A 26,552-nucleotide genomic window follows, 5' to 3' on the forward strand; every position below is an offset into this window, starting at 1 on the left:
GCCTAGTTTAAGTAAAACAAGGCAAAAGCCGAGACCCAGAATTATAGATTAGGAGAGTTTATGGCATAGGACCAACAGGTGGATTTTGCTATATAGAAGTGGCGTAATTTATCGGGGATTTAAGTACATTTAAGAAGCGTATCGGCGCACATACTTTCCTCCCCCATTTTTATGTTCAAACGAGCAAAATTTCTCTTTTCTCTTCTATTATTAACGGGTATCACCATCTGCGCTTTTGGGCCCAAAAACCTATTGCTGGAAACGGGCTTAGAGCAGATCTTGGCCAAACTACAACGGTACGGAGAGCAATATCCGCAGGAGAAAGTGTACCTGCATCTGGATAAACCCTATTATGCCGCCGGGGAAGATTTGTGGTTTAAGGCTTACCTGGTGAATGGCGCTACCCACCAGCCTAGTTCCCTAAGCCGGGTATTGTACGTGGATCTGGTGTCGCCTGAGGATTCTGTCTACAAACGGGTGGCAGTAGATATGAAGAACGGGATTGGCCATAGCGATTTTGCGCTGGAAGACACCATCCCTGAAGGGTTGTACCGCTTGCGGGCGTACACCAGCTGGATGCAGAACTTTGACCAAGAGTACTTCTTCCACCAGAACCTGCAGATTTACAATTCCAGACTGGCCGACCTGGTGTCTTCCGTGGACTTTGAGTTCAAGCCCCATGGCAGAGGAGATTCTGTGTGGGCGAATGTCTCCTTGAAGAACCTGAAACAAGAACCGTTAGCCCAAAGGGCCATTATCTTTCATACTCGTTCCGGCAAAAAAGTCTCTGCCCGTCGCAAAACGGAAACCAACAACGCCGGCAATGCCCAGTACAAGTTCTTCCTACCCGCCGCCGAGGGCCGGCAGGATGCCCAGCTTTGGCTCAGTATCAAAGAAGGCGAAGAGCAAATTCAGCGGCACTTCAAGATTCCGGGAACCACCCAGAAAACAGACCTGCAGTTCTTCCCAGAAGGAGGAGAATTGGTCAACAACATGTGGTGCACGGTTGGCTTTAAGGCCGTAGATGCAAATGGCTTGGGCAAAGAGGTGCAAGGCGTGGTGCAGGATGAAACCGGCAAGAAAGTGGCTGATTTCAAAAGCCTGAAGTTTGGGATGGGACGTTTCGGGTTTATGCCGCAGCCCGGAAAGAGTTACGTGGCCACCCTCACTGGTCCGGGCGGCAGCGAAACCAAGTATCCGTTACCCACCGCCCACGAAAAAGGATTGATCGTGAGTGTAGACAACAGCAAGCCAGACAATGTGCAGGCAAAAGTCTATTTAGTAGGGTATAAGCAGGCTGAAGATCGGCCACAGGCCATTAACTTAGTTGTCCAGAGCCGTGGCTTGGTGTATTTCACGGGCAGTACCGTCACGTCCAAGGATCTGTTTACCCTCAACGTGCCGCGGCAGAAGCTTCCTACGGGAGTGGTGCAGTTTACCTTCTTCTCCCACACCGGTGCTCCATTGGCTGAGCGGTTAGTTTTTTTAAACCACCAAGACCATCTGCAACTCACCTTAACGCCAGACAAGGCCACCTACAAACCCCGGGAGAAAGTAACCATGCACCTGCAGGCTAAAAGTTTGGCCGGGGCTCCCGTGTCAGGGCACTTCTCCGTGGCCGTAACCGATGCCCAAAAAGTAAGCCCAGAACGCAACGCTTCTACCATTCTGTCTTCTACCCTGCTCACTTCAGACTTGCGCGGGCACATAGAACAACCAGATTACTACTTTTCTTCGCAGGAGCCGGAGAGAACCGTCGCCCTTGATAACCTTATGCTGACCCAAGGGTGGCGCCGGTTCCTCTGGCAAGACGTCTTGCAGGAGAAAAAACGGACCTTGGACTTCCCGATAGAGCAGAGCCTGGCCGTGAGCGGAACGGTGCTAAAATTATCTGGCAAGCCCGAGCCGCACGCCCTGGTCACCTTACTAAGCCTTCGGGCCCCCGGAATGATGCTTCTGGATACCGCCGACGCCCAAGGCAAATTCTCCTTTGGCATCATGGGGCTGGACGATAGTGTCAGGATAGTGGTGCAGGCGAGTTCCACCAAGGGCAAGAGTGCCTTGGAGGTGGTGTTGGATAAAGGCTTGCCCATCACTCCAGTTATGCCACAGGTACCTTACGCTCTACCGGCCTCAGTCCTTTCCCAAACCAGGTGGGATTACCTGAGAGCCAACCGGGAGCAACTACGGCTAGACCAGCTGGCGGGAAAAAGCATCCTGCTCAGCGCAGTGGAGATTAGAGCCAAAAAAGAGAAAGAAGAAGACCGCCTGCGGCAAGGGGCACTTTACAGCCAACCAGACCACACCATCAAAGCCTCTGCTCTGCCTATGTCCATGGACATTATCACGGCCCTGCAAGGCCGGGTGGCAGGGCTACAGGTGGTTAACGGCGAAATCTCCATGCGGGGTGGCGGCGCACCGCTTTACCTGGTAGACGGCATGCCCGCCGACGCGGCCTATATAAAAGCCATTTCCCTGGCTGATGTAGAAGCCATTGACATTCTTAAGCCGGGGGCTACCTCCACGATCTATGGGTCGCCGGGGGCAAACGGGGTAATAGCCGTTCTCTTGAAAAGGGGTGGTACCAATGCTGTCGCGGGGAGCGCCCGTTACAAAGGCGTGGCGCCGTATGCGGGCATCCGGTACCAGAAAACCCGGGAGTTCTACGTACCTAAATATAACCAACCCAACGAAGTGCAGATGCCGGACTTACGCACTACCCTGTACTGGAGCCCTACCGTGGTCACCGATGCCAGCGGCAAAGCCTCCTTCTCGTTTTTCAGCGCAGATGCGCAAACTACGTACAAAGCAGTGGTAGAAGGACTCACGGCCAACGGGCAGTTGGGCAGAACTACCACAGACGTGCAGGTACGGTAAGAAGAGGAGCAACTTTTTCCCTTTAGGGGCTGTTTCAAAGAAAACACACCAAAAACAGGACTCAGAAAATGCGGCAGAAATTCCGTAGCTTTGCGCCCTGAATTAAGTATAGCAGAAGATGTTAGATAAACTGGAAGCCATAAAGCAGCGGTTTGAAGAGGTAAATGAGCAACTCATCCAGCCAGATGTAGCCAGTGACCTGAAACGATATAAGTCTCTGAACAAAGAGTTCAAAGACCTTGAGAAGATAGTAGCCGAGTACGAGCGTTACAAGCTGTTGCTTAGTAACATAGAACACACCAAAGAAGTCATTGCTACTGAAAAGGACGAAGACTTCCGCGAGATGGCCAAAGAAGAATTAGATGAGCTCCTGCCGCAGCGCGAGGCCATGGAGGATACCATCAAAGAAATGCTAATCCCCAAAGACCCCAATGATAGCAAGGACATCATCATGGAGATTCGGGCTGGTGCTGGTGGTGATGAAGCCTCCCTATTTGCCGGTGACCTGTACCGCATGTACAGCCGCTACGCTGAAAAGCAAGGCTGGAAAATGGAAGTGATTGACGTGATGGAAGGTACTGCCGGTGGGTACAAAGAGGTAATTGTGGGCATCTCTGGCGAGGACGTGTACGGCAAGCTCAAGTTTGAGTCTGGCGTGCACCGCGTACAGCGCGTTCCTGCCACAGAGACTGCCGGTCGTATTCACACCTCAGTGGCGTCTGTAGTAGTATTGCCCGAAGTGGAAGAGCTGGACGTGGAGCTGAACATGAACGATATCCGCAAGGACCTTTTCATGTCATCAGGGCCCGGCGGACAGTCGGTGAACACCACGTATTCTGCCGTACGTTTAACGCACATCCCTACCGGTATCGTGGCCCAGTGCCAGGACCAGAAATCGCAGCTGAAGAACTTTGACAAGGCGTTGGCGGTACTTCGTTCGCGTATCTACGAGATTGAGCTAGCCAAGAAGAACGAGGCCGAAGGTGCCCAGCGCAAGAGCATGGTGGGCGGTGGTGACCGTTCAGACAAGATCAGAACCTACAACTATCCGCAAGGCCGCGTTACCGATCACCGCATTGGTTTAACGGTGTACAACCTGCCCAACGTGGTAGACGGTAACATTGACGAGTTTGTAGAGCAGCTCCGTATCGCCGAGAACGCCGAGCGTCTGAAAGAAGGTGTACAGGCCTAAGCCCAATTTGGAATATAGAAGCGCAGCCCAAGGGTTGCGCTTTTTTGTTTCTGTCGTTTTTAGGCTAATTTTCAGAAACTAAGCTGAAACCAAGCACCATATTTTCATGAGGAAGTCCGTTTTTACGAACACAGCGTTTTATTGGGCAATAGTTATTCTTCTTAGCACACTGCTTCTTTGGAATTTGTACTTGGTAGTTGTACACGCACATTTTCTTGGTCTCTTTCCTATAACCATTCAAGGAGTTCTGCTCACCCTGATTTTTAAGAGACATGAATATGCGAGAAGTGGAATCAAAGTATGGGCCATCGTATTCCTGATCGTAAGTTCAGGGCTACGGCTTGTTGGAAGTTTGCTTGGAGGCCTGCTTGCCGCTTCCTTTGAGAACTTAGAGTTTTATGTACTAAATGCGTTATCTGTTTTAATTGGTATTGCTGTGGTAGACTACACCAACAAAACAGTGAAAGTAGAAATGACTGAACCAGAACTTAACTAGACCTTCTTAACCTCACTGATTGTCTAGTAAGATAGTTTTCACTGTTCAGCAAGATTGTATTTATATTATGCCTAATCGCTTTCCATTGGCCAACCTTATAAAAGTGCGCACCTGGCTGCAATACCTGGCCCTGGTGTGCTTAGTGGGCTGGTGGATGAGTTCCTGCACCCCCCGCGATGAAGAAATTACCCCAGATGCCGGGGCCATGCTGCGGTTAGAGGCAGATACGGTTCTCTTTGACACGGTTTTCACGGAGGTAGGAAGCGTAACCAAACGGCTGAAAGTCTATAACCCCAACAAGAATGCCGTCAAGATCTCGGAGATAAAAGTGGGTGGTTTGGGGGCCTCGCCGTTCCAGGTGTTCGTGAACGGGGCGCCAGGACCGCAGGTGCAGGATGTAGAACTCAGAGGAGAAGACAGCCTCCTGATTCTGGTCAAAGCCACCATTAACCCCAACACACTGGAACAGCCATTCCTGGTGAATGACTCCCTCCTATTCCTGACCAACGGAAACCTGCAGAAGGTGAAGCTGGTTGCCTATGGGCAGAACGCCTCTTATTATCGGCACAACTATATTACCTCTCCCGCAGAGGTGTGGACGGCTGCCAAGGCGCACGTGATTTATGACTCAGTAACCGTACCGGCGGGGCAAACGCTCACCATTCAGAAAGGAACCCAGGTTCATCTGCATCGGAAAGCCAAGATAAAGGTGCTGGGGACGTTGAAGGTAGAAGGCGAGCACGAAAAGCGAGTGGTGTTTCAGCAGGTTCGCCTGGAAGAGCAGTACCGCAATGCACCAGGCCAATGGCAGGGAATAGAGTTTTTGCCGGGAAGCCAGGGCAATGAGTTACGGTACGTAGAAATCAAAAATGCCGTAACCGGCGTGTACCTGAGGGCCCAAAGCAACAACGTGCCCCAGGTAACGCTTAGGAACGCTTTTCTCAAAAACATGCTGCAAAACGGAGTGCTAAGTCTTGGCGGCCATGTGCGCCTGGAGAACAGCATCATTGCCAATTGCGCGGAATACGCCTTCGCGGGTTTGGGCGGAGGGCGCTACGAGATTATCTTCAGCACCCTGGCAAATTATGCCAATGACTTTATCCGGTTTACACCTTCGTTTGCGTTTGACGGGGAGTACGTGGTCAATGTGGTCAACAGTATCTTATGGGGCAGGCAGGACGAAGAGCTGCAGTTTGGCGCTATAACGGGGGCTGCCAGCAGAACCATTCGGAACTCCTTTTTGAAGACCAAGGCGTATAAAACTGAGTTTGAGAAAGACGGGAACCAGATCAACGTAGACCCGCAGTTCCGTGACGCGCCTAAGTTTGATTTCCAGATTATCAAGCTGTCACCGGCCAATGCGGTGGGTGTTCCGGTGCCCGGTATCACGGTAGACTACGAGAACAAGCCCCGTGATGCCCAGAAGCCCGATGTGGGCGCGCTGGAAGTAGACTATCAATAATCTCCCTTGCCTTATGAAGTGGTTTCAGAAAACGTTGCGCCTGCCCGCCGTGAAACGCGGCTTTCACCTCATCACCGATCTGCTGGAAGCCCAGTTGCCCGAGCTGGAGGAGATTGAAGTAGGCCTGGCACATATCTTTATACAGCATACCTCGGCCAGCCTTTCCATCAACGAGAACGCTGACCCCACGGTACGCCATGACTTTGAGCAGCACTTCAACCGCATGGTTCCCGAAAACGCTCCCTATTACCGCCATACGCTGGAAGGCCCTGATGATATGCCGGCGCACATTAAGGCCGCGCTTCTGGGCGCCTCCGTTACGGTACCCATCACCAACGGCAGGCTGAACGTTGGCACCTGGCAAGGCATCTACCTCTGCGAGCACCGTGATCATGGTGGCAAACGCACCGTGGTCGTGACCCTGCAGGGAAAGTAAAATACTCCTTTGTCTAATCCATTTCAGGCCTGTTTTACAGAAAACAGGCCTGAAATGCTGTTAGCGAGCCTCTGGGGAGTAATCTATTTCTGTGAAGTTCACGGTAAACGTAGTTCCCTGCCCCAGGGTGCTCTCCACGTCTATGGTGCCGCCCAAAGCCTTCACCTGCATCTTGGTGAGGTAGAGCCCCAGCCCTTTTGATTGCTCTACTTTGTGGAACACCTTGTACAGGCCAAACAGTTTATCGCCCATTTGCTCCAGATCCATGCCAATACCGTTGTCAGAGATGGAGAGGTGTAGCCCATCTGCGGTACGCCAGCTTCTGATCTTGACTTGCGGCTGGCGCTCAGAGGCACGGTACTTCAAGGCATTGGAAATGAAGTTGTGCAGGATGCTCTCCAGGTACAGCTTTGGAATATGGATAGTGGGCACTTCCAGCTCAGATGTGATCTGGGCACCTGTCTCGGCAATGATAGCGGCTAGGTTCTGGGTTTCCTTTTCAATCAGTTCGGCCAGGGAGACTTCTTCCTGCGGCAACTGATTTACCAGATGCGTCTTCAGGATGATATTTAAGTCATCAATGGTCTCAGACATGTTATCGCTCACCCGCTTTACACTATCCATGGCATAGGTGGCATTCTCCTGGTCGGGCTCCTCGGTGTAGAACTGGTGCAGGCTTTTGATGGTAGCCAAGGGTGACCGCAGGTTGTGTGAGATGATGTACGCAAAATCCTCTAACTGGGCATTTCTGGTGCGTAGCTGCTCGGTGTTCAAAAGCAATTCCTGGTTGAGGTCCTGCAGGGCAGTGGTTTGGTTGTGCAGCCTAATGGCAACCAGATCCTTTAGCAAAGCCTGCGTGATCTCCACCTCGTTCAAGCTCCAGGGTTCTGATTTCCCCCTGATCACTTCTATCCATTTCTCAAACGACTTCCGCGGATGTATTTGCAGGCCATCGGTGGACATGGGTTTCTCTGGGTTGCCGGCCCACACGCGAGTTTCGTTTATCTCAGGTTTGAAGAACAGCAGGTACTCCTGGTTATAGCGCGAGATCTCCAGCGCCAGAAGGCCACTGGCGGTCTCCCTGATGGAATCTGCCTCAGTCCATTCCGCAGAAAGTTGGCGAGTGCAGAATACTGCATCGGAGACGTGCTCAGAAAGCCATTGCACCAGCCTCCGGATGTCGCTTTCAGCGGGCGTATTGCCAAGGGTGGTTAAGGAGTCATCTATCAGTAGCGCGGCGCCTTGGCTTTCGGTGAGGTCCAGCAAGGTGGGTTGTTGCCTGAAAAGACCTTCGGTCAGGCTTTTGCCATTTTTAAGGCGTTGCACCAACGTGCGTTCTACTTGCTTGTATTTGTTAAACTGCTCTTGGTTGCGTTTCTCTTGCAGTGAGGCGATCACATTGGCGAAAGTTTTGGTCACCAAATCACAGAGTTGCCGGCGCCATACGTCAATGTAGGTAGGTTCCACGTTGTGGCACGCAATTACCCCCCACAAAGCATCTTTCACGATGATGGAGAACGAAATGGTGGCGGCCACCCCAGTATTCCGGATGTACTCCAAGTGAATCTCGGAGGGGTTACGCAGTTCTGATTGCAGGATGTTGGTAGGCGCCTCAGTTCCAGGGTTGAAGTAAGGGTAAATCTCCACGGCCTGGGCGTTCACGTTCGGAATCTGCCGGACGTGCTTCTGGCGCAGCAACTCCCGTGCCGGAGACGGGATATCCGTGGCCGGGAAATGGTGCCCAATGAAAGAATGCAGATGCTCGGCGCGGCTTTCGGCAATTACATCGGTATTCCATTCGGGGTCAAACTTGGTGACGTCTACCCGGTCATAGCGCAAAATTGTACGCAGGGTCTCGGCCACCTCATCGGCCACTGCTTCCAACGTATAAAGTGAGTTAAGCCGATGGTGCAGTTGCGCCAGAATGGCGTTGTGGCGCATCTTTTCCGCATCGGGGTACGGCATGCTGGGTTCGCACTCCAAAATGAGTTTACCCTCTGTTTTATGAAGATGGCCAATAAATGGAATACCGCTCAGAATAAGAAAATGGGTGCCCGGCACCTGTGGGTCAAAGGTGGTTTGAGCGGGAGAGAGCAGGCTCTCCAAAGATTTACCTAGCAGCTCCTGTACAGAAAGGGGAAGGTAATCTCCCACATTCTTGCTTGCCTGCTCTATTTGTAGGGTTCCTTGGTCCAGTACCAGAAGAAAGCCATGAGGTTGAATGCGACCTATGTGGTGAATGGGCTCTGTATCACAGTTAGATAGGTCAACGTGAAGATTTTGGTAATTCTGCATGACATTATTACTTCCTCAGGCGAGATGAAAGGACGAAGGAAGGAATGCGATTAACGCGGTAAGTATAAATACGTTGCAAATTTCCCTAACTTGATGGCTATTTTCAAATCTTTCTTGGAAAATATGGGTAGGGATAGAAGCTGAACCTTTACTTTTGCCTTATGTTCGTTTCCCTCAGTTCCTTTACCATCGCCAATGACACCGAAGCCAGTGTAAAAGAGGCGTTCAAGAATAGACCCCACCTGGTTGATGACGCCCCTGGTTTCCAAAAGTTGGAAGTGCTCTCACCGCAAGACAACCCCAACGAGATCTGGCTCATGACCTACTGGGACAATGAGGAGAGTTTCAAGACCTGGTACAAAAGCCACCAGTACCAAGACTCCCACAAAGGCATTCCGAAAGACACCAAACTGGTGCCCGGCAGTGTCAAGATCCGGTATTTCTCAAAAGTAAGCGAGTAAGACTAAATCCAATAATCCTTTGGGGTTATTGGATCACCTCACCGGTAACACTGTAGCGCTGGCTGTCCATCATAAACAGTTTCTGGGTTTCATCTAGGTGATACCGGATAATCCGGGGCGATGGACCGGAGTGTGCCTCCAGGTGCAAGACTTTTTTGGTATTGAACATCATGTTCTCCTGCAAAATGGTGGCATCTAGCTGTACCAACTGGCCTTTGGCATCCAAGGTGTAAGTGACTTCCTGTACATTGGTGGAGGCGTCTTCCTTAGCTTTGTAGCTGTGTACTTGCTGGCCAAGTGCATTGGAAGAAACTTCTTTGGTGAAAAGACCGGTAAGGGCGGGTTTGTTGATGTCTGCATCAGAGAAAGGCGCCATTTCCTCGTTCCAGTTCAGCGAAGAAATAACCTTCTCTTCTTTGATAGCTCCGCCTTCAGAAACTGTTTTACGCGCGGCTGCCTTCTGCTCTGCCAACGCCTTGGCCTCCTGGTCTAGGAAACTCACCAAATCAAACGCCTGATGCGTGCGCACCGGTGTCACCGGAGCGGTGATCTCCTCTTCGCAGGCACTGGTGCCCAACAACAGAACCGAAAGCAAATAGATGGCAGATTTCTTAAACCCAAAACGGATAGGCATAAACGGAAACATGAGTGGCATGAAAGAATAAGTGAGCAAACAGGTTTATGGCTTGTTTTACGCAGAATAGATAAAAAACGGAGATGGAGAAAGCAAAAGGGCTTCTCCATCTCCGTTTTTCTTTGGTAAATAGAAGTTATTCTACGCTGGGAATCAACAAAGACGTACCGGTCATGTCTGCCGGGGCCTGAACGCCCAGCAAAGCGAGCACGGTAGGCGCGATATCCCCTAATTTGCCGTCCATCAGTTCGCCTTTGTACTCCTCATCTGCCAGGATGATAGGCACCAGGTTGGTGGTGTGGGCGGTGTTAGGTGTTCCGTCTGGGTTGCGCATCATATCGGCGTTGCCGTGGTCTGCGATGATGATGGACGCGTAGCCGTGCGCCAGGGCAGCCGTCACTACGGCTTGGGTACACTGGTCTACGGTCTCTACGGCTTTCACCGCAGCCTCAAACACGCCGGTATGGCCCACCATGTCTGGGTTGGCGAAGTTGAGGCAGATAAAGTCAGCAGACTCGGCTTCAATCTCTGGGATGATGGCGTCTCTGATGTCAAAAGCGCTCATCTCAGGCTGCAAGTCATAGGTAGCTACCTTGGGTGAGGGGCACAGCAAGCGTTTCTCGCCTTCAAACGGCTGCTCACGGCCGCCGGAGAAGAAGAAGGTCACGTGCGGGTATTTCTCGGTCTCGGCAATCCTGATCTGGGTTTTACCGGCATTCGCCAGTACTTCACCCAACGTGTTGGCCAGATTGTCTTTGTCAAAGATAGGGTGCACGCCCACGAAGGTATCATCGTAGTTGGTGAGCGTGTAGTAGCGGAGGCTCAGCGGGTACATGTCCTGCTCTGGGAACTCGCGCTGGGTCAATGCCTGCGTGATCTCGCGGCCGCGGTCAGTCCGGAAGTTAAAACAGATGACCACGTCGCCTTCCTGGATCTTGGCGGTAGGCTCACCGGACTCGTCCAGGCACACAATCGGTTGGACGAACTCATCGGTGGTGCCGTTGTCATACGACTCCTGGATGGCTTCGCGCCAGTTCACTGAGCCGCGTCCCTGGGCATGCACCAACAGGTCATAGGCCAGTTTCACGCGTTCCCAACGGTTATCACGGTCCATAGCGTAGTAACGGCCAATGATGGAGGCGATCTTGCCGCCAGTGGTATCTAAGTGGTTCTGCAGATCGGTAAGATAGGCTAGGCCGCCTTTGGGGTCGGTATCACGGCCATCGGTGAAGGCGTGCACAAAGACGTTGTTCAGGCCTTGTTCCTGCGCCAGTGAGCAAAGGGCTTTCAGGTGCTCAATGTGCGAGTGGACCCCGCCGTCAGACACCAGACCAATGAAATGCACTGGTTTGCCGTTTTCGCGGGCAAATTGGAAAGCATCGCGTAAAACAGGGTTCTGGCCCAGGGTTTTCTCCCGGATGGCTACGTTTACCTTCACCAAGTCCTGGTACACCACACGACCGGCACCCAGGTTCATGTGGCCCACCTCAGAGTTCCCCATCTGTCCCTCGGGCAGCCCTACGGCCTCGCCGGATGCCTGCAGACGTGCGTGCGGAAAACGGTGGAATAACGAATCCATGAAAGGAGTATTGGCGTGCTCAATCGCCGACACGGAAGGGTCTGTTCCCAGGCCCCATCCGTCTAGAATCATCAGAAGTACCTTTTTGCTCATGCGCGTAAAGATACAAGCCAGTCTTTAAAAAGAAGCGTTTGCCCTTTGATTCTGCAGATTTCCTGTATCTTTAACCCTATGAACTTATCTGCCTTTGGCATAGTTTTGGCATAGGACTAGTAAAACTTGCTTAAAATAAAACATGAAAAATCTAAAGAGATTGATGGCGATGACCTTGGTGCTGTTGGGAATGCTGGTAGGCGTTAGCGGACAGGTAGCTGCTCAATCTGACGTAATGGGCGGTATCCAATCGGCGATCAAATCTGGTTCTTCCCGCGACCTGGCCCGCTACTTCAATTCCAAGGTAGATGTGAACATTGACGGCGACAACGGCAGCTACAGCCAGAGTCAGGCCGAGATGGTGGTACGCAATTTCTTCAGCAAGAACGCTCCGATAGGCTTCAGCTTTGACCACCAAGGTGGTTCTGAAGACGGCCAACGCTATGCCATTGGGAAATACAACCACAAAGGCGGCCGCTACAACGTGGTGGTGAAGGTAAAGAAATACGGCGATGCCTATAAGATTGACACCATTGAGTTTAAATAACAGAATATAATTGCCCCTAACAGGACAATCCATAGAAAAGGCACCGATAGTTCGGTGCCTTTTTTTATTTTTGCACCGTGAAAGCATCCTACCTTACCCAAGAAGGCATTAGGGCATTTATCCGGCAGGCCCTGCAGGAAGACATAGCCGATGGCGACCACTCGTCGTTGGCGGCTATTCCAGAGAGTGCCACCAACCAAGCCAAGCTCCTGGTGAAAGACCGCGGTGTACTGGCCGGGGTGGAACTTGCCTGGAAAATCTTCCATGAAGTGGACCCTACGCTTCGGTTAGAGGTGTTTTTGCAAGACGGGGCCCAAATCAACCACGGTGATATTGCTTTCACCGTGCACGGAAGTGCCCGCTCCATATTGACTGCTGAGCGTCTGGTTTTGAATTGCATGCAGCGCATGAGTGGTATTGCCACCTACACACAGAGCCTGGTTAAGTTGATTGAAGGCACCGGCGCCAAATTACTGGACACCCGCAAGACCACCCCTAACTTCAGGATGATGGAAAAATGGGCGGTTCTCATTGGCGGCGGCACAAATCACCGGTTTGGGCTGTATGACATGATCATGCTCAAAGACAATCACGTAGACTATGCTGGGGGCATCAGGCAAGCCATTGAAGCCACTCACCGCTACCTGGAAAAACTGGGCAGACCACTCAGGGTTGAAGTGGAGACCCGCAACCTGGACGAGGTTCGTGAGGCATTGGAAACCGGCGGAATTGACCGCATCATGCTAGACAACTTTGAAGTACCTTTGCTGCGTGAAGCGGTGGAACTGATTGGTGGCCGCTACGAGATCGAGGCCTCTGGTGGTATCAAAGAAGAAACTATCAGAGCCGTGGCCGAGACGGGCGTGAACTACATTTCGGTAGGCGCACTCACCCACTCTAACCGCAGCCTGGACCTCAGTTTAAAGGCATTTAAGTAAAAACACATAAAAAGAATAAAGTAAACCAGTAACGGTAGAAGCGTAGAAAGCAGCAGGTTGGCAGGTGAAACCTCATGAGACAGGATACTTGCTACGTGGTACCAACAAATTATGCAACAACCAAATCAACGCGGCGGACAACGGGTGCAGCAACAACAGCCTTTCAACCCTCTGGCCATCCGCACAAAGAAAAATCAGTTAGATAAAAACGACTACGCCAAGATGGCGTTGGTGCAGGTCTGGAAAAAGGAATGGTGGCGCGCCTTGATTCCGCTGGTGCTGTTCTCCTTGCCAGCCGCTTTTGCCTTCTCGTGGTGGTGGGTAGCCGGTGCTGTGCTGGTGACGGTGCTTTATGTACTGGTGCGTTCTGCACAGGTGATGGGCGTAACCCAGATGGAGCAAAGCAATGTGCTGTTTGAGCGCGTGATGTTTGAGATTGATCAGCGTCAGATCTTGATGAAGCGCAACGACCGCGAGGGCATGGCCCTGCAGTGGGAAATGATTGACCGCGTGGCCACCACTAAAGATGCCTACCAGATGTACCTGAAAGGGCCCGCCGCTGACCAGCTGCCCAAAGGTTGGAAAGGCTGGATCGCCAAGACGTTCAACGTGCCGGTGTTTCTGCACCTGCCGTTCAAGATTTTCAACAGCCCCAATGACCTCAAGCTAATGGAGTCACTGTTGCGCCGTAAAAACCTTATTGCCTCATAAGCGTCTAAATTCAATAGAACCTGTTTTAGACTTAATTTTCCTAAAAATGATAAAAAATACTCTTTCCGTTTTCGCTCTGGCCGGTGCGCTTTTGCTAGCCTCCTGCAGCAGCCAGCCTTCTGACCTGCGCCCTGAAGTAAAAGTTACTGATGACTCAGTGCCTCCAGGAATGCGGAACAACACCTCAAACATTGACAATGCCCGCGGTGAAGAGGAAACCCGTGAAGACGTGTTGATCAACCACGATGAGCACGAAAACCAAACCAAGCCGGGTAGTCAGAAAGGCACGCTGCCTGGTCAGAAAAGTGTTGACAAAAACGCGGTAGAAAACAACGAAGCCGGAGACAACCACCAATAATTTACCCTGTCTGAAGCCCGTTTTTGGTTTGTTTTGCTATAAACAGACCAAAAACGGGCTTCGGCGTACCTTCTAATTTCCATGAGAAAGACTTTCTTTGCCTGGGCGCTCCTGTTGGGTTCCCTTGTCTCTGTATCTTCCTGCAATAGTTCTTCTACTACAGAGCAGCCGGCTACTGCTGGTACCCCGCAAACGGAAACCGCTACTGATACCACCGCTGTACAGAGCCAGCAAATGGCGTACATCTGCCCAATGGAGTGCGAAGGCAGTGCCAGCATGCAGCCCGGTAAATGCCCCGTATGCGGCATGGACCTGCAGAAGAACCCTGCCTTTACAGCAACGGCTGACTCTGCTGCCATTCAGTAAGGCCAAAGCCCTGCAGAACACCGCTGGGGCAAACGTGTAGCCTGCTTACCTTTTCCCGCACCCGCATGATACAACATCCGGCAGATTGGTTTCATACCTGGTTTGATTCTCCGTATTACCATCTCCTGTACAAGAACCGCGATGCCCAGGAAGCCCAGCGGTTCCTGGACAACCTCTTGAATCATCTCCGGCCCAAACCTACCTGTCAGCTCATGGATTTGGCCTGTGGAAAGGGAAGGCATTCTGTCTACCTGAACCAGAAAGGCTATAATGTGACGGGGTTAGATCTGTCTGAGCAGAGCATCGCCTATGCCAAACAGTTTGAAAACGAGACGCTGCATTTCTACGTGCATGACATGCGCGATGTGTTCCGGCCCGAGGCGTTTGACTTTGTTTTCAACCTGTTTACCAGCTTTGGGTACTTCAAAGCCGATTACGAGAACGTAGTGGCGTTGCGGGCCAGCACGGCTTCCCTTAAAACCGGGGGTAAGTTCATCATTGACTTCATGAACACGCCTAGGGTAATCAACCGGCTGGTATCCAGAGAAATAAAAGAGGTAGGCGGCATTACCTTTCACATCACGCGTAAAGTAGAGGCGGGCTTTATTCTGAAGACAATTAAGTTTGAAGACAAAGGCCAACCCTATGAGTTTTTAGAAAGAGTGCGGGCGCTCCAGTACCAGGAGTTTCAGGAGTACTTCCGGATGGCGCAGCTTCGGCAAGCCGATGTTTTTGGGGATTACCACTTGGGGCCCTATGACCCGGAGAAGAGCGAACGTATGATTTTCATCCTGAAGAAATAATCCATGATAGTAGCGGTCTCCGTTCTATTCTTTACCGTTTTAGGCGCCGGTTGGCTCGTGCGCTTTCTCCCCCAAGACAACCAGCGCTGGCTTAAACTGCTGTTGGCGTTCAGCGGGGCCTATCTGTTCGCGCTCACCATCCTGCATATCCTGCCCGATGTCCTGCTCAGCACCCAGGACCCGCACCGAGTGGGGTTCTACATTCTGGCGGGCTTCTTTCTGCAGTTGGTGCTGGAGGTGTTCTCGCATGGGGTTGAGCACGGGCACATTCACGCCCACCCCGTAGGGGATGGACACCATCATCATCACGGCGGCTCAGTGCCGGTGCTTTTGCTGACGTCGCTCATCATCCATTCGTTTCTGGAGGGCAGCGTAATGGTGCAGAGCCGGATGGCTGCGCAACAAGCACACGAGCACCTGCACGCCCATGCCCATGTAGGTGACAACTTCTACCATATTCTGGCCGGTATTGCGCTGCACCACATTCCGGCCGCCATCGCCCTGATGTCGGTGCTGGTGACGCAGCTGCATAGCTTCAAGAAAGCGTTTGGGTATTTGTTGCTGTTTGCCGCCGCCTCGCCGTTGGGGTTACTATTCAGCAACTACGTGGCCCTGGAAAAGCTGCTTTCCAGCGAGACCTACACCATCCTGTCTGGGTTGGTGGTGGGCAACTTCCTGCATATCTCCACCACTATCCTGTTTGAAACCAGCCCCGAGCACCGGTTCAACCGCGGTAAACTCCTGGCCACCATTGCCGGGGCCTTGATTGCTATTGGGGCGGGCATGCTGTAGAAAACATTTCAGGCTATTTGCCGCTCCCCTGTTTAGGGCCAGATTTCAGAAAATCTGGTCCTAAACAGGGGAGCGGTTTTCTTTTGTGCTTTGGGTAGAAAGGCTATCTTCATGGTGTCCGGCAGCAGGAAAAAGGAAAATTTTCTATTCGGGCAACAGAAAGGTAGCCGAGGCGAGGGTTTTACGTTAGAAGGAGTTCTACACAGATAGACGACATTCCTATGAAAAGAATTATGGTTCTGCTCTCCGTGCTGGTACTGGTGGGCGCCGTTGGTTTCTGGCTGTACAAACGCTATGCCCAGGGACCAGAATTTTCCTTATACCAAATCAAAAAAGCGGTAGATAACCGAGACTTGGTGGCGCTTGAGAAGTACGTGGATGTGGACCGCACCACGGCCAGTTTTCTGGACCAGGCGGTGCAAGCTGGTATGGCCGAGCTGCCTCAGAAAGAGCAGGCCTTGGCCGCAATGGCGCTAGGAATGGCCATGGCTTCTAAAAAGCAGGAAGTCTTGCAAAGCCTTCGCGGAGGGATTGAAGAGTATGTGGCGCACCGCAGAACCCAAACCGGCAAGCCCGCGCAGGTAACCGAGGAAGAATGGGCGCAATTGCAGGCAGTGCTTCCGGTGCAGAAACTACTTCAGGAAAACCCCTTAACCAACAGCCGCCTGGAAGGGATCTCCTACGTGAACCGCACCGATTCGCTGGCAGTAGTGGGCTTAGACTTGCGGGTGCCCTCCCACCCCAACCCTGTGATTGTGGAAGTGCAGATGCGCGACAGAGATGGGTATTGGCAGGTTGTAGGATTGCCCAATGCGGGAACGGTCATGAAACAGTTAGGCCTATTGGAGACCTTCAAAAACCTCAAGAACTTGCCGCAATTAAAGCTGCGCATGTAAGGTTAAAACTCAACACCCTTTTCTCCTGAAATCAGTCCTGCTCTCTTTGAGGCTGTTTTACCCTAAACAGCCTCAAAGCAAGGCCCTTCTTATGTCACCTCTATGGTTAATTTCCTGCTCATTGATTGCCCAGACCGCAAAGGGCTCATCTTCACCATCACCCAGATTGTTTTCCGCAATAATCTCAACATCACCAGCAACGATGAATTTGTGGATCGGCAGCAGAACCACTTCTTTATGCGGGCGGAGCTGGCTGGCGCGGTACATCCGGAAGCCTTGGTGCAGGAACTGAGGGCCGAGTTGCCCCCGGAAGCCAACATCAGGCTGGTGCCCGAACGCAAGAAAAACATTGTGCTACTGGTGACTAAAGAACACCATTGCCTGGGTGATCTGTTGCTGCGCCATGAGTACGGCGATCTCAACGCCAACATCCAAGCCGTGATTGGCAACTATGCCGAGTTACAGTCGTTGGTGTCCAGGTTTGGAGTGCCGTTTCATCATGTCTCGCATGAACACAAGACCCGTGAAGAGCATGACCAGGAGATAAGCGAGGTTATAGCCCATTATGCTCCCGAGTATGTGGTGCTGGCCAAGTACATGCGGGTGCTGAGCCCCGGGTTTGTGGCCCAGTTCCCTAACCGCATCATCAACATCCATCACTCTTTCCTTCCCGCTTTCATAGGAGCCAATCCGTACCGGCAGGCCTACGAACGCGGCGTGAAGATCATTGGCGCCACGGCCCACTTTGTGAACAGTGATTTAGACGAAGGCCCCATCATTGCGCAGAACGTCATTCAGGTGAACCATGCCCAAGATGCCCGGGATATGGCCCAATCTGGCCGGGATGTGGAGAAGATTGTCTTGGCGCAGGCGTTGAAGCTGGTCTTTGCGGAGAAGGTGTTTGTAAGCAATAACAAAACCATCATCTTCTAAGGCAAACTCACTCGTTGGCCTTGCTCAGGAAGCCAATTATTAATAGGAGTCTGGCTGCTTACACCCTGCTGTTTTAGCTTGAATTTCAGAAAGTTAATAGTTTGTTAAACAAGTGATATGGCTCGGTTTAGTACAGATATTTCTTTATATTTACCTAAGACCTTCCTCTCTATAAAAGAAGAGTCTCCCCAAAGTTTAACTTAGGATAGGTATGAAAAGAAATCTACTACTGCTGCTATTGGGGGTATGGAGCCTCACATTGGCGCAAGCGCAAACCCCCACTGGTTCCCTCACCTTAAAGCCTGCGCAACCCAAAGTAGGGCAGGAAGTACGATTTACCTATCATCCGGCGGGCACCATTCTGGAAAAAGCAGCCATCGTAACAGCGCTGGTGTATGCGTATGACGGGAACAAGCCCAAAGTACAGGAGATACCGCTCACCAAAACCAAAAGCGGTTGGGAAGGGCGCTTCAAGCCTTCCCAAGAGACAGATGGTGCCTTGGTGCTTTTCAGGGAAGAGGACACGTATGACCGGAACAATGGAAAGGGATACTCCTTCTATTTCTACGATGCCCGAAAACAGCCGGTGCCAGGTGCCCACTACGGCTTGGCTTCTGCCCTGGTAGAGTGGGGCGGAATGGTAGGAATTGACCGTGATGGACCCAAAGCTCTGGAGTTGTTAAACCAGGAAGCCACGCTCTATCCTTCCAAAAAGCGCGACATGGCCCAAACTAGAGTTTTTGCCACCAGTGTGGCTTATAAAGGAGAAGAAGGCAAGCAGAAAACGCTGGCAGAGCTGGATGCCCTGGCCCAGGAGCCTAACCTTACCGAAAAAGAACTGGGGTTCCTTTCCAACTACTACAGCCGCTTAGACCAGAAGGAAAAAGGAGAAGCTTTTGCCCAACAGGCCCGCGCCAAAGAACCAAATGGGGAATTTGTGCAGAACCAGCGCATGTTTGAGTATTACAATTCAGAAGACCCGGCCAAACGCAAAGAGTTGGCGCTGGCCTTTGCCAAAGAGTATCCTGCGCATGAACGCATCAGCAGTATTCTGGGCAATGTTGCCATAGATTACGGCACCAATGGCAATTGGCAGGAGTTTGAGGCTTTGCTGGATAGTTATCCTAAGGTTGCCTCTTCATCGGTGTACAATTCTGTCGCCTGGCGGCTCTATGAGAAAGGCGAAGACCTCACAAAAGCCAAACAGCTGGCCCAGAAAGCCTATGAACTAGCCCGAAAAGAGCTCACCCATCCCTCCGAGCCGAGAGAAGACCTTCTCACCGAAACCGACTGGAAAAGAAGCCGCGAATACATGTTGGGTCAGGTAGCTGATACCTATGGTGCCATCTTGCTCAAAGCAGGCGATAAAACCAATGCTGAGAAGTATCTGGCGGAGGGATATGCCTATACCCGCGGGAAAAGCCCTGAGATAAATGAGCGTTACGCCGAGGTACTTACTTCTGTCTCAGACAAAGCCAAAGCCCAGAAAGCCTTAGAAGAGATGGTTTCCAGTGGCAACAGCACCTCTAAAATCAAAGGGTATCTGCAAGAACTCTACAACCAAACGCACCCCGGAGGGACTGGATTCGAGGCGTACCTGGCCAAAGTAGAGGCTCCGGCCATAGAAAAGCTCAGAGCTGACCTGAAAAGGAAGATGATCCTGGAGAAAGCTCCCACCTTTGACCTCCGCGACCTCAACGGCAACGCTGTTTCCTTGGCTTCCCTGAAAGGGAAAACTGTGGTAGTAGATTTCTGGGCTACCTGGTGCGGTCCTTGTGTCGCTTCCTTCCCCGGCATGCAACAGGCGGTGACCAAGTTCAAAGACAATGACAAAGTAGCATTTGTGTTCGTGAACTCCTGGGAGAACGGCAACGACAAAAAGAAAAACGCCGCCGATTTCCTGACTAAAAAGAACTACACCTTCCAGGTGCTAATGGATGAGGAAAACAAGATGATTGACGCCTACAAAGTGAGTGGCATCCCTACCAAGTTCATCCTGGATGGTAACGGAAACATCCGTTTCAAGAGCGAAGGCTTTTCTGGCAGCAGTGACAAAACCGTGCAGGAAATCACCATGATGATTGACCTGCTACGCGGCGAGGGGTTGACCAGTATGAATTAAGCCATTTTGTGAAAATCGTTAGAAGAACGGAAGGCCACTGCTCTCAACAGTAGCCTTCCGTTCTTCTAACGATTTTCTAAAATTTAAGCTTAATATCCAGTCCAGGTCACTTTGGCTAGTACATCCTAGGCAGCTCAATCCCTTTGATCTTCCGGAAGAGGCTGATGGCGCTGCTGTCCGTGAGGCCTGAGATGAAGTCGGTGATGTTAAGAATCTTCTCGTAATTGTCTCCGGATATTTGGCGCTGTGGGCCTAAAAACTGATCGGGTACTAAGTCCAGGTACTTGCGGTGACGGCCCGCCGATGGATCAAAAACCGCTTTCAGGAAAGCTTCCAGCAAACCGCCCAGTACCTCAAAACCGGCGGCTTCAATCTCTAAAACAGGGCGGTGGCGGTAAATCTGGTCAATGGAAATCTTCTTGATCTCGTCCAAGGCGGCTTTCTGTAGTACCAGGTTAATCAACGACTGGTCAAAGGTGCCGTTTAGAATGGCTTCTTCGTGCTCCAGGAAGATGCTGGCGCATTCATAGATAAGATTATTGATGATCACGGCCCGCCAAACCCCCAACTGCTCCCGCCAGTCATGGAACGTGGTGCTGTGAACCTTACCCGGGCGCTCGTTCAACAAAGGATGCAGTAACTCCCTGGCTTGCTCAAAAGGGATTAATCCTAAGCGGCAGCCGTCTTCAAAGTCAATGATGCGGTAACAGATGTCATCAGCGGCCTCCACCAGAAAGGCCATAGGGTGCCGGTGAAAGGCGTGCTCTCCGGCGGGCAATAGGCCTAGTTCCTGGGCTATTTTCCTGAAATGAGCCTGTTCAGCCTGAAAGAAGCCGTATTTCTTTTCGCTGGCTTTCTTGGTGCCTTTCACCACTGCATCTGAGGGGCGCGGGTATTTGGTGAAAGTGGCTAGCGTACTGTAGGTAAGGCGCATGCCGCAAGAACCGGTACTTTGGCCTGGGTGGGTGTGGGTGATGATCCGGAAACCGGCGGCGTTGCCTTCAAAATTCTGCAGGTCAGAAACCTGGGCCGGGGATAAGTCAGCCAGGTAACCCGCGGCTTCCGGGCTCCTGAAGAAAGCGGAAATAGCGTCTTCGCCCGAGTGCCCGAAAGGAGGATTGCCAATGTCATGGGTTAAGCAAGCCGCCGCCACCATGTCCCCGAAATCAGATTCTAGCATGCCCGGATGCGCTTCCAGAATAGTCGGGTGACGTTCCAGCAGCACTTTGCCCACCATGCGGCCTAAGGAGCGGCCCACGCAGGAAGTCTCCAGGCTGTGCGTAAGCCGGTTGTGCACGAAATCACTCTCGGGCATGGGCATTACCTGCGTCTTGTTCTGCAAACGGCGGAACGGGGTGGAAAAGACCAGGCGGTCGTAGTCGCGCTGGAACTCCCCGCGCACCGATTCATCAGTGGCGTGCTCCAGGGTTTGGGCATCGAAACGTTTTTTGGAGATCAGGCGCTCCCAGGTCATCTGTGGCATAGCAAAACTCAAAGCCCGAAACTACAGCTACCCAAGGTGCTATGCAAACAGACAGTAGCTAAAAGAACCCTGTTTTTAGGGCCGATTTATGAAAAAGGGCACTAAACCAGCGGGGCTACGAAAAGACAGATTCTTCTCGTAGCCCCGCTGGTTTCAATTTATAGGAATTAGGTTAGTCCAGTTTCAGGTACCGCAAGGTGCCGCTCTCCCGGGCCGTGGACCACCTGATGAGTAAGAGCCCCCGCACCACGGCGGTCTGCTCGTCTTCGTTTTCAGGGAACAAGGTGAGATCGTACCGGTTAGACTCGGGCGTGACCACAATCCCAAAGGTGCGGTAGAGTCGGCCGGTCACGTCATAGATAGACAGTTGTACCCGCTCTTCCTGGGCCACATTGAAAAACAAAGACGTCTGGTTGCCACCGGGGTTAGGTGCCAGTTGGCGCACAAAGCCAGGGCCTGCCACTTGCACCACGTCAGAATACTCCTCTGTTTGGTTTGTCCTGATCAGGCGCAGCCGGTAATAGTTAAGTTGGGAGAACGGGTTAGGGTCCACAAACTCGTAAGACCTGGGGGTGGTTGTATTGCCATTGGCTTGTACTGTGCCAATGGTGGTGTAGTTTTCCCCATCGGGGCTTCTTTCAATGGCGAAGGCCGTTATGCCGTTTTCCTGCTCGGTGGTCCACTGCAGCAACACTTGGTTTTCTGCCGTCAGCCTGCCCTCCAGTTCAATTAACTCCACCGGAATGGCGCAGGCATTGGCGGGCTTCGCAACCATGGGCTCAATGTTGCATGGAAAAGTAGTGGTGCTGCGGGCCATCACGTAATTTCCGCCGGCAATGTCACTGATGGGGTTCAAGGTTCTGGAAGAAGCGCCTCTGGCCACGGCGTAGTGCATAATCGCTCTGGGCAAGATCAAGTGACTTAACTGATGCCCGTGCCCCAACTCATGCACCAGCACCGCCGGGAAATCAAACTGTTGGTTTGTAGAGCCGTCAGGGCCGTACTGCCAGTCATTACGAGGAGAGTACTCCATGTCTATCTCGTCTACCCAAAAGTTGACTACCGTGCCGGAGATACAACCACGGTACCGGCTAATGGTTCTGCCCAAGACGTTAGCAGGCAGCTCACCCGTATTGGCAAACCGCACCGAGTTGATATTATCATCGGCGGTGGTAGCCACGGGGTCATTAGAGGCGGTAATCCAGTTAACGAACGTGCTGCAAGACCACTCGTTCATGGAACGCTTAAAGGCGTACAGGGCCGCGGTGTTAGATTCAAAGTTCGCCGAGAATCGGAAGGTGTACCCCCCCAGATCGTTTTGGTTTATAAGCCGGGGCTGGAAAGTCTGTTCTGCTATGTCACGGTCCTCGTCTTCGTAGCTTACGTTGGAGTGGGCGAAAATAATTGTCAGCGGAGCGGCAGAGGTGGCCGTATTAGGATCATTGTTGACCACCCTGAAATCACCGGTTCCTGCTGTGCCCCCATCAATGCCGTACGAAGGTACTTTCACCCTGATCTGGGTATCGGACCAACTCAGGTAGTCGGTGGCCAAAGGCTGTACGAACGTTTTTCCGCCATCATCAGCGTTCCTGAATTCCACGTAACCATTGCCGCGGGTAGCCCCGAAGTTAGTGCCGGTGATGGTCAGTACGTCGCCGGTACCAGCCCTAAGCGTAAGCGGGCTGAAGCTGGCGATAAGCGGGATAGCGCGGCGTTGGTTGGAGGTGGCAGGTTTCGGTTTCAAAGCTACATCCAGTTCTGTGTTGGCCTTCACCGTGCGCAGCGAGCTGCCCGATAGGCGTGACAAGGAGCCATATAGCTCCAGCGGGATGGAAGAGTAGCGGGCAAATGCATCTTTGGCGGTTCCCTCCGTTAACTGATACCTGATAAACCCTTGTAAGCTGCCAAAAACCGTATAGCGCCGCTGAGCTGCCGCGGCTTTGGAAGCTTGTAAAAAGAAAATTCCCTGTTGCTGTTTCTTTAGCTGTAACGTGGAAGAGTACACGTGCACGTCCAGGCCTACTCTACCGCCTTCGGTGATGATTTCCACGGTAGAGGCGGTGGGTTCGCCTTTGAACACTTTATACACCTCTACCTGGTTGGCGGTGTAGATGTTCTGGTGCTTTTCGTCCCAGAAAGAGCGCTGGCTTATCACTTTACCTTCTACCACCACCTGAGAGGCTTGGACGCGTTCCTCCAGAGACAAAGGAATCAAGAGGCAGACATCCTGGGCGAGGGCCGAGGTGGCAGATAAGAATCCGAAAACCAGAAGGAAAACGGGAAAAAGGTTCTTGGAGACGGAAGAGAAAAAACGAGTAAACCTTTGCATCATAGGTGACGGTGAATAGGTACTGCTGAATTGGAGTAAATAAAAGGGCTCGCCAGTTTTTGCTAGTGCTTGGTTGGCGCGCCCACTGCAATATAAGTACGGATAATGTAGCCGATACGGTTGGTGTCCGTAAATTTTGAGCTAAAAAAATTGAGGCACTTACCTGTAAAAGATAAATGCCTCAAAAAGCTAAACAGAAACTACTTCTACATTGAAACGGGCTACGCCGGCAGATATTGTGGATTTGCCTATAAATGGCAAGAAAGGCCTGAAAACACAAAAGGACCTAGCTAAGTCAGCCGGATCCTTCTGGTACGTTACACAACAACTATTTCGCCTCTAAAACGGAAGGAGTAACGGGTATATTGTGCAGGCGCAAAAATTTATTTTCTGTTTTGGGTATCTTTTTTCTAAAACGGCTCCAAAGGCCAGCTTACTTCAGTTTAGTCCCTTTTTGGGCAAACCACGGGTGAAGCTCCATGATGAGCCGGCCGGCTTTCACCGCGGGGTCTGCTTCGGTTAAGGCTTTGGCTTCTTCCATGGTGGGCACGTTGAAAATAAAGATGCCGCGTAGCTCGCCGTCATCCATGAAAGGTCCGGCTAAGGTAAGCTTGCCCTCGGCGGCCAATTTGTTTATGTGAGCCATGTGCGCGTCCTGGATTTTGATAGAGGTAAGGGAGTCATGGTTGCGGTTAGGGCCTTTCTTCAGCAAAGCCATGCAGTAGAGCTTCATTTCGCCCTCGGCAGGTTCTTTGTGGACTGGCTTTGCAGGTTCCTGGGCCGTGGGTTTCTCAAGTTGCTTTACAGGGGCTTTGGCAGTCTGCTTGACAGGTTCTTTGCCAATAGGCTTGGTTTGGGCGTGGGTGGTGACGGCTCCTAGATAAAAGCCCGGATAAGAGTAAAAGGTGCTTAGATTGCATAAAAAGGAAGGTGTGAGAATCTGTGCGCTAAAAATTTCTGACTGATATGAGGTTTGTGGCCGGTTAAATGACAAACCCGCTTCTACTCCCTGCTCGGCTTGTTTTTTAGCTTACCAGCCGATGCGTGCCGCTTATATTGTGTATTGGGAATATAAGAAAGTTTTCTCTAATATAGATGGGTAAATTACAGTTCTGGCGTATGGTTTCCTCTTCCAGGCGGTTGCTGGGTCTGCGCATACTTGTAGCAATAAGTGTGCTGGGGTCTTTGTGCTCTTCCTTTACATTGATAAAGGGATGGGGAGAGCTGTACCCGTTTGCCAACTGGAAACTGTTTACCCAGCCCCGCGGCAGTGATGGCCAGTACAGCACCTATCGGGTGTACACGCGCTACCCGGGAGAAACTACGTTCCAACGCCAGGCCGTGCGCCCCATCCGTTCCTTTGACCAGGATGACTATGTCTATACCCTGGACTATTGGGTCAATCGCATCTTGCAGGACAGTTCCAATACCAGCGGTAGCCGTGAGCGGTTGCATACGCTGGTAAAGTACCTGCACCCGCAGGCGCAGGAATACCGCATTGTGCGGGAAAGCGCCCACGTGAAAGAATTGCTGCTCCACCCGGAAAAGTTTAAAGCCGATACCGTTGTTTATTTCAGATAAGGAAAACAGCAGAGTTTCGGGGTGGCCTCAGGTAAGCGAGCATGGGTGCTTTAACCAATACCTGCGGGCCAGTGCCGACTTTTTCTACGCCGAGCTGTTTCTGCGCCTCCTCACCTTTGTCTGGCTGTACTGGGCCTGGCAGAAGTTTGACCTGTACCTTGACCGCCCTGCCGAGTTATTTGAGCCTTTGAATATGGTGGGCCGGGTAGTGGCGCCAGCGTTCCCCAGGAAAGAGGTTTTCTGGCTGGTCCTCGGCATTGCCGCTCTGGCTAATGTAGGCAAGGTTTTCTATAAACGGCTCCTAATCCCGCAGGTGGTATTGGTAGCCGCTCTGCTGTGGATTAACCTGGTCTTGTGGAGCTACGGCTATTTACCGCACGTAAACCATTTGTTTCTGCTGGCGCATCTGTTCCTAATTTTTGTAATGGTAGAAAAGCCAGGAGTAAACCATCCGGATGAGATTCAATACAAAAGCATCAACTGGTTGTACTTTGGGTTGCTGTTTGTCTACACCCTTTCGGGGCTCTGGAAGATTGCCGCCTTGGGCAAAAAGCTCCTTTCAATCTCAGAAGCTGTGCACTGGCTCAAGCCTGAGGCCGCTTTGTATAATGCGCTGGTAAGTTTCAGAGACTATGATCAGCCGCTTGCTTTGGCGCACTTGTTCACAGATTATCCTTGGGTTTGGCAAATAGGGTTTGTGCTGGTGGTATATTTTTTGACCTCGGCCGTGGCAGCAGCCTGGCACCCACCGCTCAGGCCTTGGATGGGAGCTCTGCTGATCTGTTTTCACCTGATCAACCAATTCGCCTTCCTGATTTACTTTGTAGTAGCCTGCCTGACTATTTTGTGCCTTTTCTTTCCTTATACATTAGTGTTCCGGCAGTACAGAGCGCACTACTGTTTTCCCGTTAGTTTTGAGTTTTCGGGCCAGAAACAAAGGGCTACTTACGTCCGGGAATACGAAGATGGGCAAGAGGATGTCTACCATGGGTTTGAGGCGTACCGGAAACGGCTGCTGGATAAAAACTATTACCTGGCTGGGTTGCTGTACTTCCCGGGAGTAAAACTGGTCACGCAGCTTTGTTGGAGATTGACTAGCCCGGAAACGCAGAATAAAGCCTCCATTTCGTAACTTTGGAATAGACCCAAACCGCTTTGTTTAGGTGTC

The 26,552-nt window shown here is 51.8% G+C and carries 24 protein-coding genes; 18 read left to right on the forward strand and 6 right to left on the reverse strand.

Annotated elements, in window-relative coordinates; all coding sequences use genetic code 11:
- Positions 1–171 precede the first annotated feature (171 nt).
- The 5 genes from ACW9SV_RS07800 (at position 172) to ACW9SV_RS07820 (ending at position 6,463) form a co-directional block, all read left to right on the forward strand.
- Positions 172–2,877: a TonB-dependent receptor plug domain-containing protein gene (locus tag ACW9SV_RS07800; protein WP_479556174.1), complete on the forward strand. Its 2,706-nt coding sequence runs from the start codon at positions 172–174 to the stop codon at positions 2,875–2,877.
- Between the two features lie 118 nt (positions 2,878–2,995).
- Positions 2,996–4,069, forward strand: coding sequence for a peptide chain release factor 1 (gene prfA / locus ACW9SV_RS07805; protein WP_479556175.1), 1,074 nt, complete (start codon positions 2,996–2,998; stop codon positions 4,067–4,069).
- A 106-nt stretch (positions 4,070–4,175) separates the two neighbouring features.
- Positions 4,176–4,565, forward strand: coding sequence for a hypothetical protein (locus ACW9SV_RS07810; protein WP_479556176.1), 390 nt, complete (start codon positions 4,176–4,178; stop codon positions 4,563–4,565).
- Between the two features lie 67 nt (positions 4,566–4,632).
- Positions 4,633–6,027, forward strand: coding sequence for a hypothetical protein (locus ACW9SV_RS07815; RefSeq protein ID WP_479556177.1), 1,395 nt, complete (start codon positions 4,633–4,635; stop codon positions 6,025–6,027).
- A 13-nt stretch (positions 6,028–6,040) separates the two neighbouring features.
- Positions 6,041–6,463 (forward strand): secondary thiamine-phosphate synthase enzyme YjbQ, encoded by a 423-nt coding sequence (locus ACW9SV_RS07820; protein ID WP_123128590.1) that lies wholly within the window; start codon positions 6,041–6,043, stop codon positions 6,461–6,463.
- 60 nt (positions 6,464–6,523) lie between these two features.
- On the opposite strand, the gene ACW9SV_RS07825 is transcribed toward ACW9SV_RS07820, so the two are convergent.
- Entirely contained in the window at positions 6,524–8,758 is a 2,235-nt protein-coding gene (locus tag ACW9SV_RS07825; protein ID WP_479556178.1) for an ATP-binding protein, read from the reverse strand.
- A 161-nt stretch (positions 8,759–8,919) separates the two neighbouring features.
- On the opposite strand from ACW9SV_RS07825, the gene ACW9SV_RS07830 reads away from it, so the two are divergent.
- Positions 8,920–9,219 carry an antibiotic biosynthesis monooxygenase family protein gene (locus tag ACW9SV_RS07830; RefSeq protein WP_479556179.1) on the forward strand — a complete coding sequence of 100 codons (300 nt, stop codon included), beginning with the start codon at positions 8,920–8,922 and terminating at the stop codon, positions 9,217–9,219.
- Between the two features lie 25 nt (positions 9,220–9,244).
- Here the strand turns inward: ACW9SV_RS07830 and ACW9SV_RS07835 are convergent, their stop codons facing one another.
- Positions 9,245–9,892, reverse strand: a complete 648-nt coding sequence (locus tag ACW9SV_RS07835) for a hypothetical protein (protein ID WP_479556180.1) — start codon at positions 9,890–9,892, stop codon at positions 9,245–9,247.
- 97 nt (positions 9,893–9,989) lie between these two features.
- Entirely contained in the window at positions 9,990–11,525 is a 1,536-nt protein-coding gene (gpmI, locus tag ACW9SV_RS07840; RefSeq protein ID WP_479556181.1) for a 2,3-bisphosphoglycerate-independent phosphoglycerate mutase, read from the reverse strand.
- Positions 11,526–11,667: 142 nt separating this feature from the next.
- Between gpmI and ACW9SV_RS07845 the strand changes: the two genes are divergently transcribed.
- The 10 genes from ACW9SV_RS07845 to ACW9SV_RS07890 all read left to right on the forward strand — a co-directional run bounded on the left by ACW9SV_RS07845 (position 11,668) and on the right by ACW9SV_RS07890 (position 19,991).
- Entirely contained in the window at positions 11,668–12,072 is a 405-nt protein-coding gene (locus ACW9SV_RS07845) for a DUF4783 domain-containing protein (RefSeq protein WP_479556182.1), read from the forward strand.
- Positions 12,073–12,149: 77 nt separating this feature from the next.
- Positions 12,150–13,010, forward strand: coding sequence for a carboxylating nicotinate-nucleotide diphosphorylase (gene nadC / locus ACW9SV_RS07850; RefSeq protein WP_479556183.1), 861 nt, complete (start codon positions 12,150–12,152; stop codon positions 13,008–13,010).
- A gap of 111 nt (positions 13,011–13,121) precedes the next feature.
- Complete coding sequence (locus ACW9SV_RS07855; RefSeq protein WP_479556184.1) at positions 13,122–13,721, forward strand: hypothetical protein; 600 nt, start codon at positions 13,122–13,124, stop codon at positions 13,719–13,721.
- 46 nt (positions 13,722–13,767) lie between these two features.
- A complete protein-coding gene (locus ACW9SV_RS07860; protein ID WP_479556185.1) occupies positions 13,768–14,079 on the forward strand; it encodes a hypothetical protein in 312 nt (103 codons plus the stop codon).
- Positions 14,080–14,160: 81 nt separating this feature from the next.
- The gene (locus ACW9SV_RS07865) at positions 14,161–14,445 is read left to right on the forward strand and encodes a heavy metal-binding domain-containing protein (RefSeq protein WP_479556186.1); all 285 of its coding nucleotides are present in this window, start codon (positions 14,161–14,163) and stop codon (positions 14,443–14,445) included.
- 65 nt (positions 14,446–14,510) lie between these two features.
- The gene (locus tag ACW9SV_RS07870) at positions 14,511–15,248 is read left to right on the forward strand and encodes an SAM-dependent methyltransferase (RefSeq protein WP_479556187.1); all 738 of its coding nucleotides are present in this window, start codon (positions 14,511–14,513) and stop codon (positions 15,246–15,248) included.
- A 3-nt stretch (positions 15,249–15,251) separates the two neighbouring features.
- Positions 15,252–16,040, forward strand: a complete 789-nt coding sequence (locus ACW9SV_RS07875; RefSeq protein WP_479556188.1) for a ZIP family metal transporter — start codon at positions 15,252–15,254, stop codon at positions 16,038–16,040.
- A 221-nt stretch (positions 16,041–16,261) separates the two neighbouring features.
- Positions 16,262–16,936 (forward strand): DUF2939 domain-containing protein, encoded by a 675-nt coding sequence (locus tag ACW9SV_RS07880; RefSeq protein WP_479556189.1) that lies wholly within the window; start codon positions 16,262–16,264, stop codon positions 16,934–16,936.
- A gap of 102 nt (positions 16,937–17,038) precedes the next feature.
- On the forward strand, positions 17,039–17,869 hold the full coding sequence (purU, locus tag ACW9SV_RS07885) for a formyltetrahydrofolate deformylase (protein ID WP_479556190.1): 831 nt from the start codon (positions 17,039–17,041) through the stop codon (positions 17,867–17,869).
- Positions 17,870–18,080: 211 nt separating this feature from the next.
- Positions 18,081–19,991, forward strand: coding sequence for a TlpA family protein disulfide reductase (locus ACW9SV_RS07890; RefSeq protein WP_479556191.1), 1,911 nt, complete (start codon positions 18,081–18,083; stop codon positions 19,989–19,991).
- A gap of 115 nt (positions 19,992–20,106) precedes the next feature.
- Here ACW9SV_RS07890 and ACW9SV_RS07895 read toward each other — a convergent pair whose 3' ends face one another.
- The 3 genes from ACW9SV_RS07895 to ACW9SV_RS07905 form a co-directional block, all read right to left on the reverse strand.
- Positions 20,107–21,474, reverse strand: coding sequence for a deoxyguanosinetriphosphate triphosphohydrolase (locus ACW9SV_RS07895; protein ID WP_479556192.1), 1,368 nt, complete (start codon positions 21,472–21,474; stop codon positions 20,107–20,109).
- 172 nt (positions 21,475–21,646) lie between these two features.
- Entirely contained in the window at positions 21,647–23,806 is a 2,160-nt protein-coding gene (locus ACW9SV_RS07900) for an IPT/TIG domain-containing protein (protein ID WP_479556193.1), read from the reverse strand.
- 430 nt (positions 23,807–24,236) lie between these two features.
- Positions 24,237–24,797: a YciI family protein gene (locus ACW9SV_RS07905; protein WP_479556194.1), complete on the reverse strand. Its 561-nt coding sequence runs from the start codon at positions 24,795–24,797 to the stop codon at positions 24,237–24,239.
- A gap of 101 nt (positions 24,798–24,898) precedes the next feature.
- Here ACW9SV_RS07905 and ACW9SV_RS07910 point away from each other — a divergent pair, with 101 nt between their 5' ends.
- Together ACW9SV_RS07910 and ACW9SV_RS07915 are read left to right on the forward strand one after the other, a co-directional pair.
- Positions 24,899–25,384 (forward strand): hypothetical protein, encoded by a 486-nt coding sequence (locus ACW9SV_RS07910; protein WP_479556195.1) that lies wholly within the window; start codon positions 24,899–24,901, stop codon positions 25,382–25,384.
- The gene (locus ACW9SV_RS07915) at positions 25,368–26,516 is read left to right on the forward strand and encodes a hypothetical protein (protein ID WP_479556196.1); all 1,149 of its coding nucleotides are present in this window, start codon (positions 25,368–25,370) and stop codon (positions 26,514–26,516) included. The genes ACW9SV_RS07910 and ACW9SV_RS07915 overlap by 17 nt, the downstream gene beginning before the upstream one ends.
- The last annotated feature ends 36 nt before the right edge of the window (positions 26,517–26,552 follow it).

Source organism: Rufibacter sp. JT20002 (assembly GCF_056491185.1).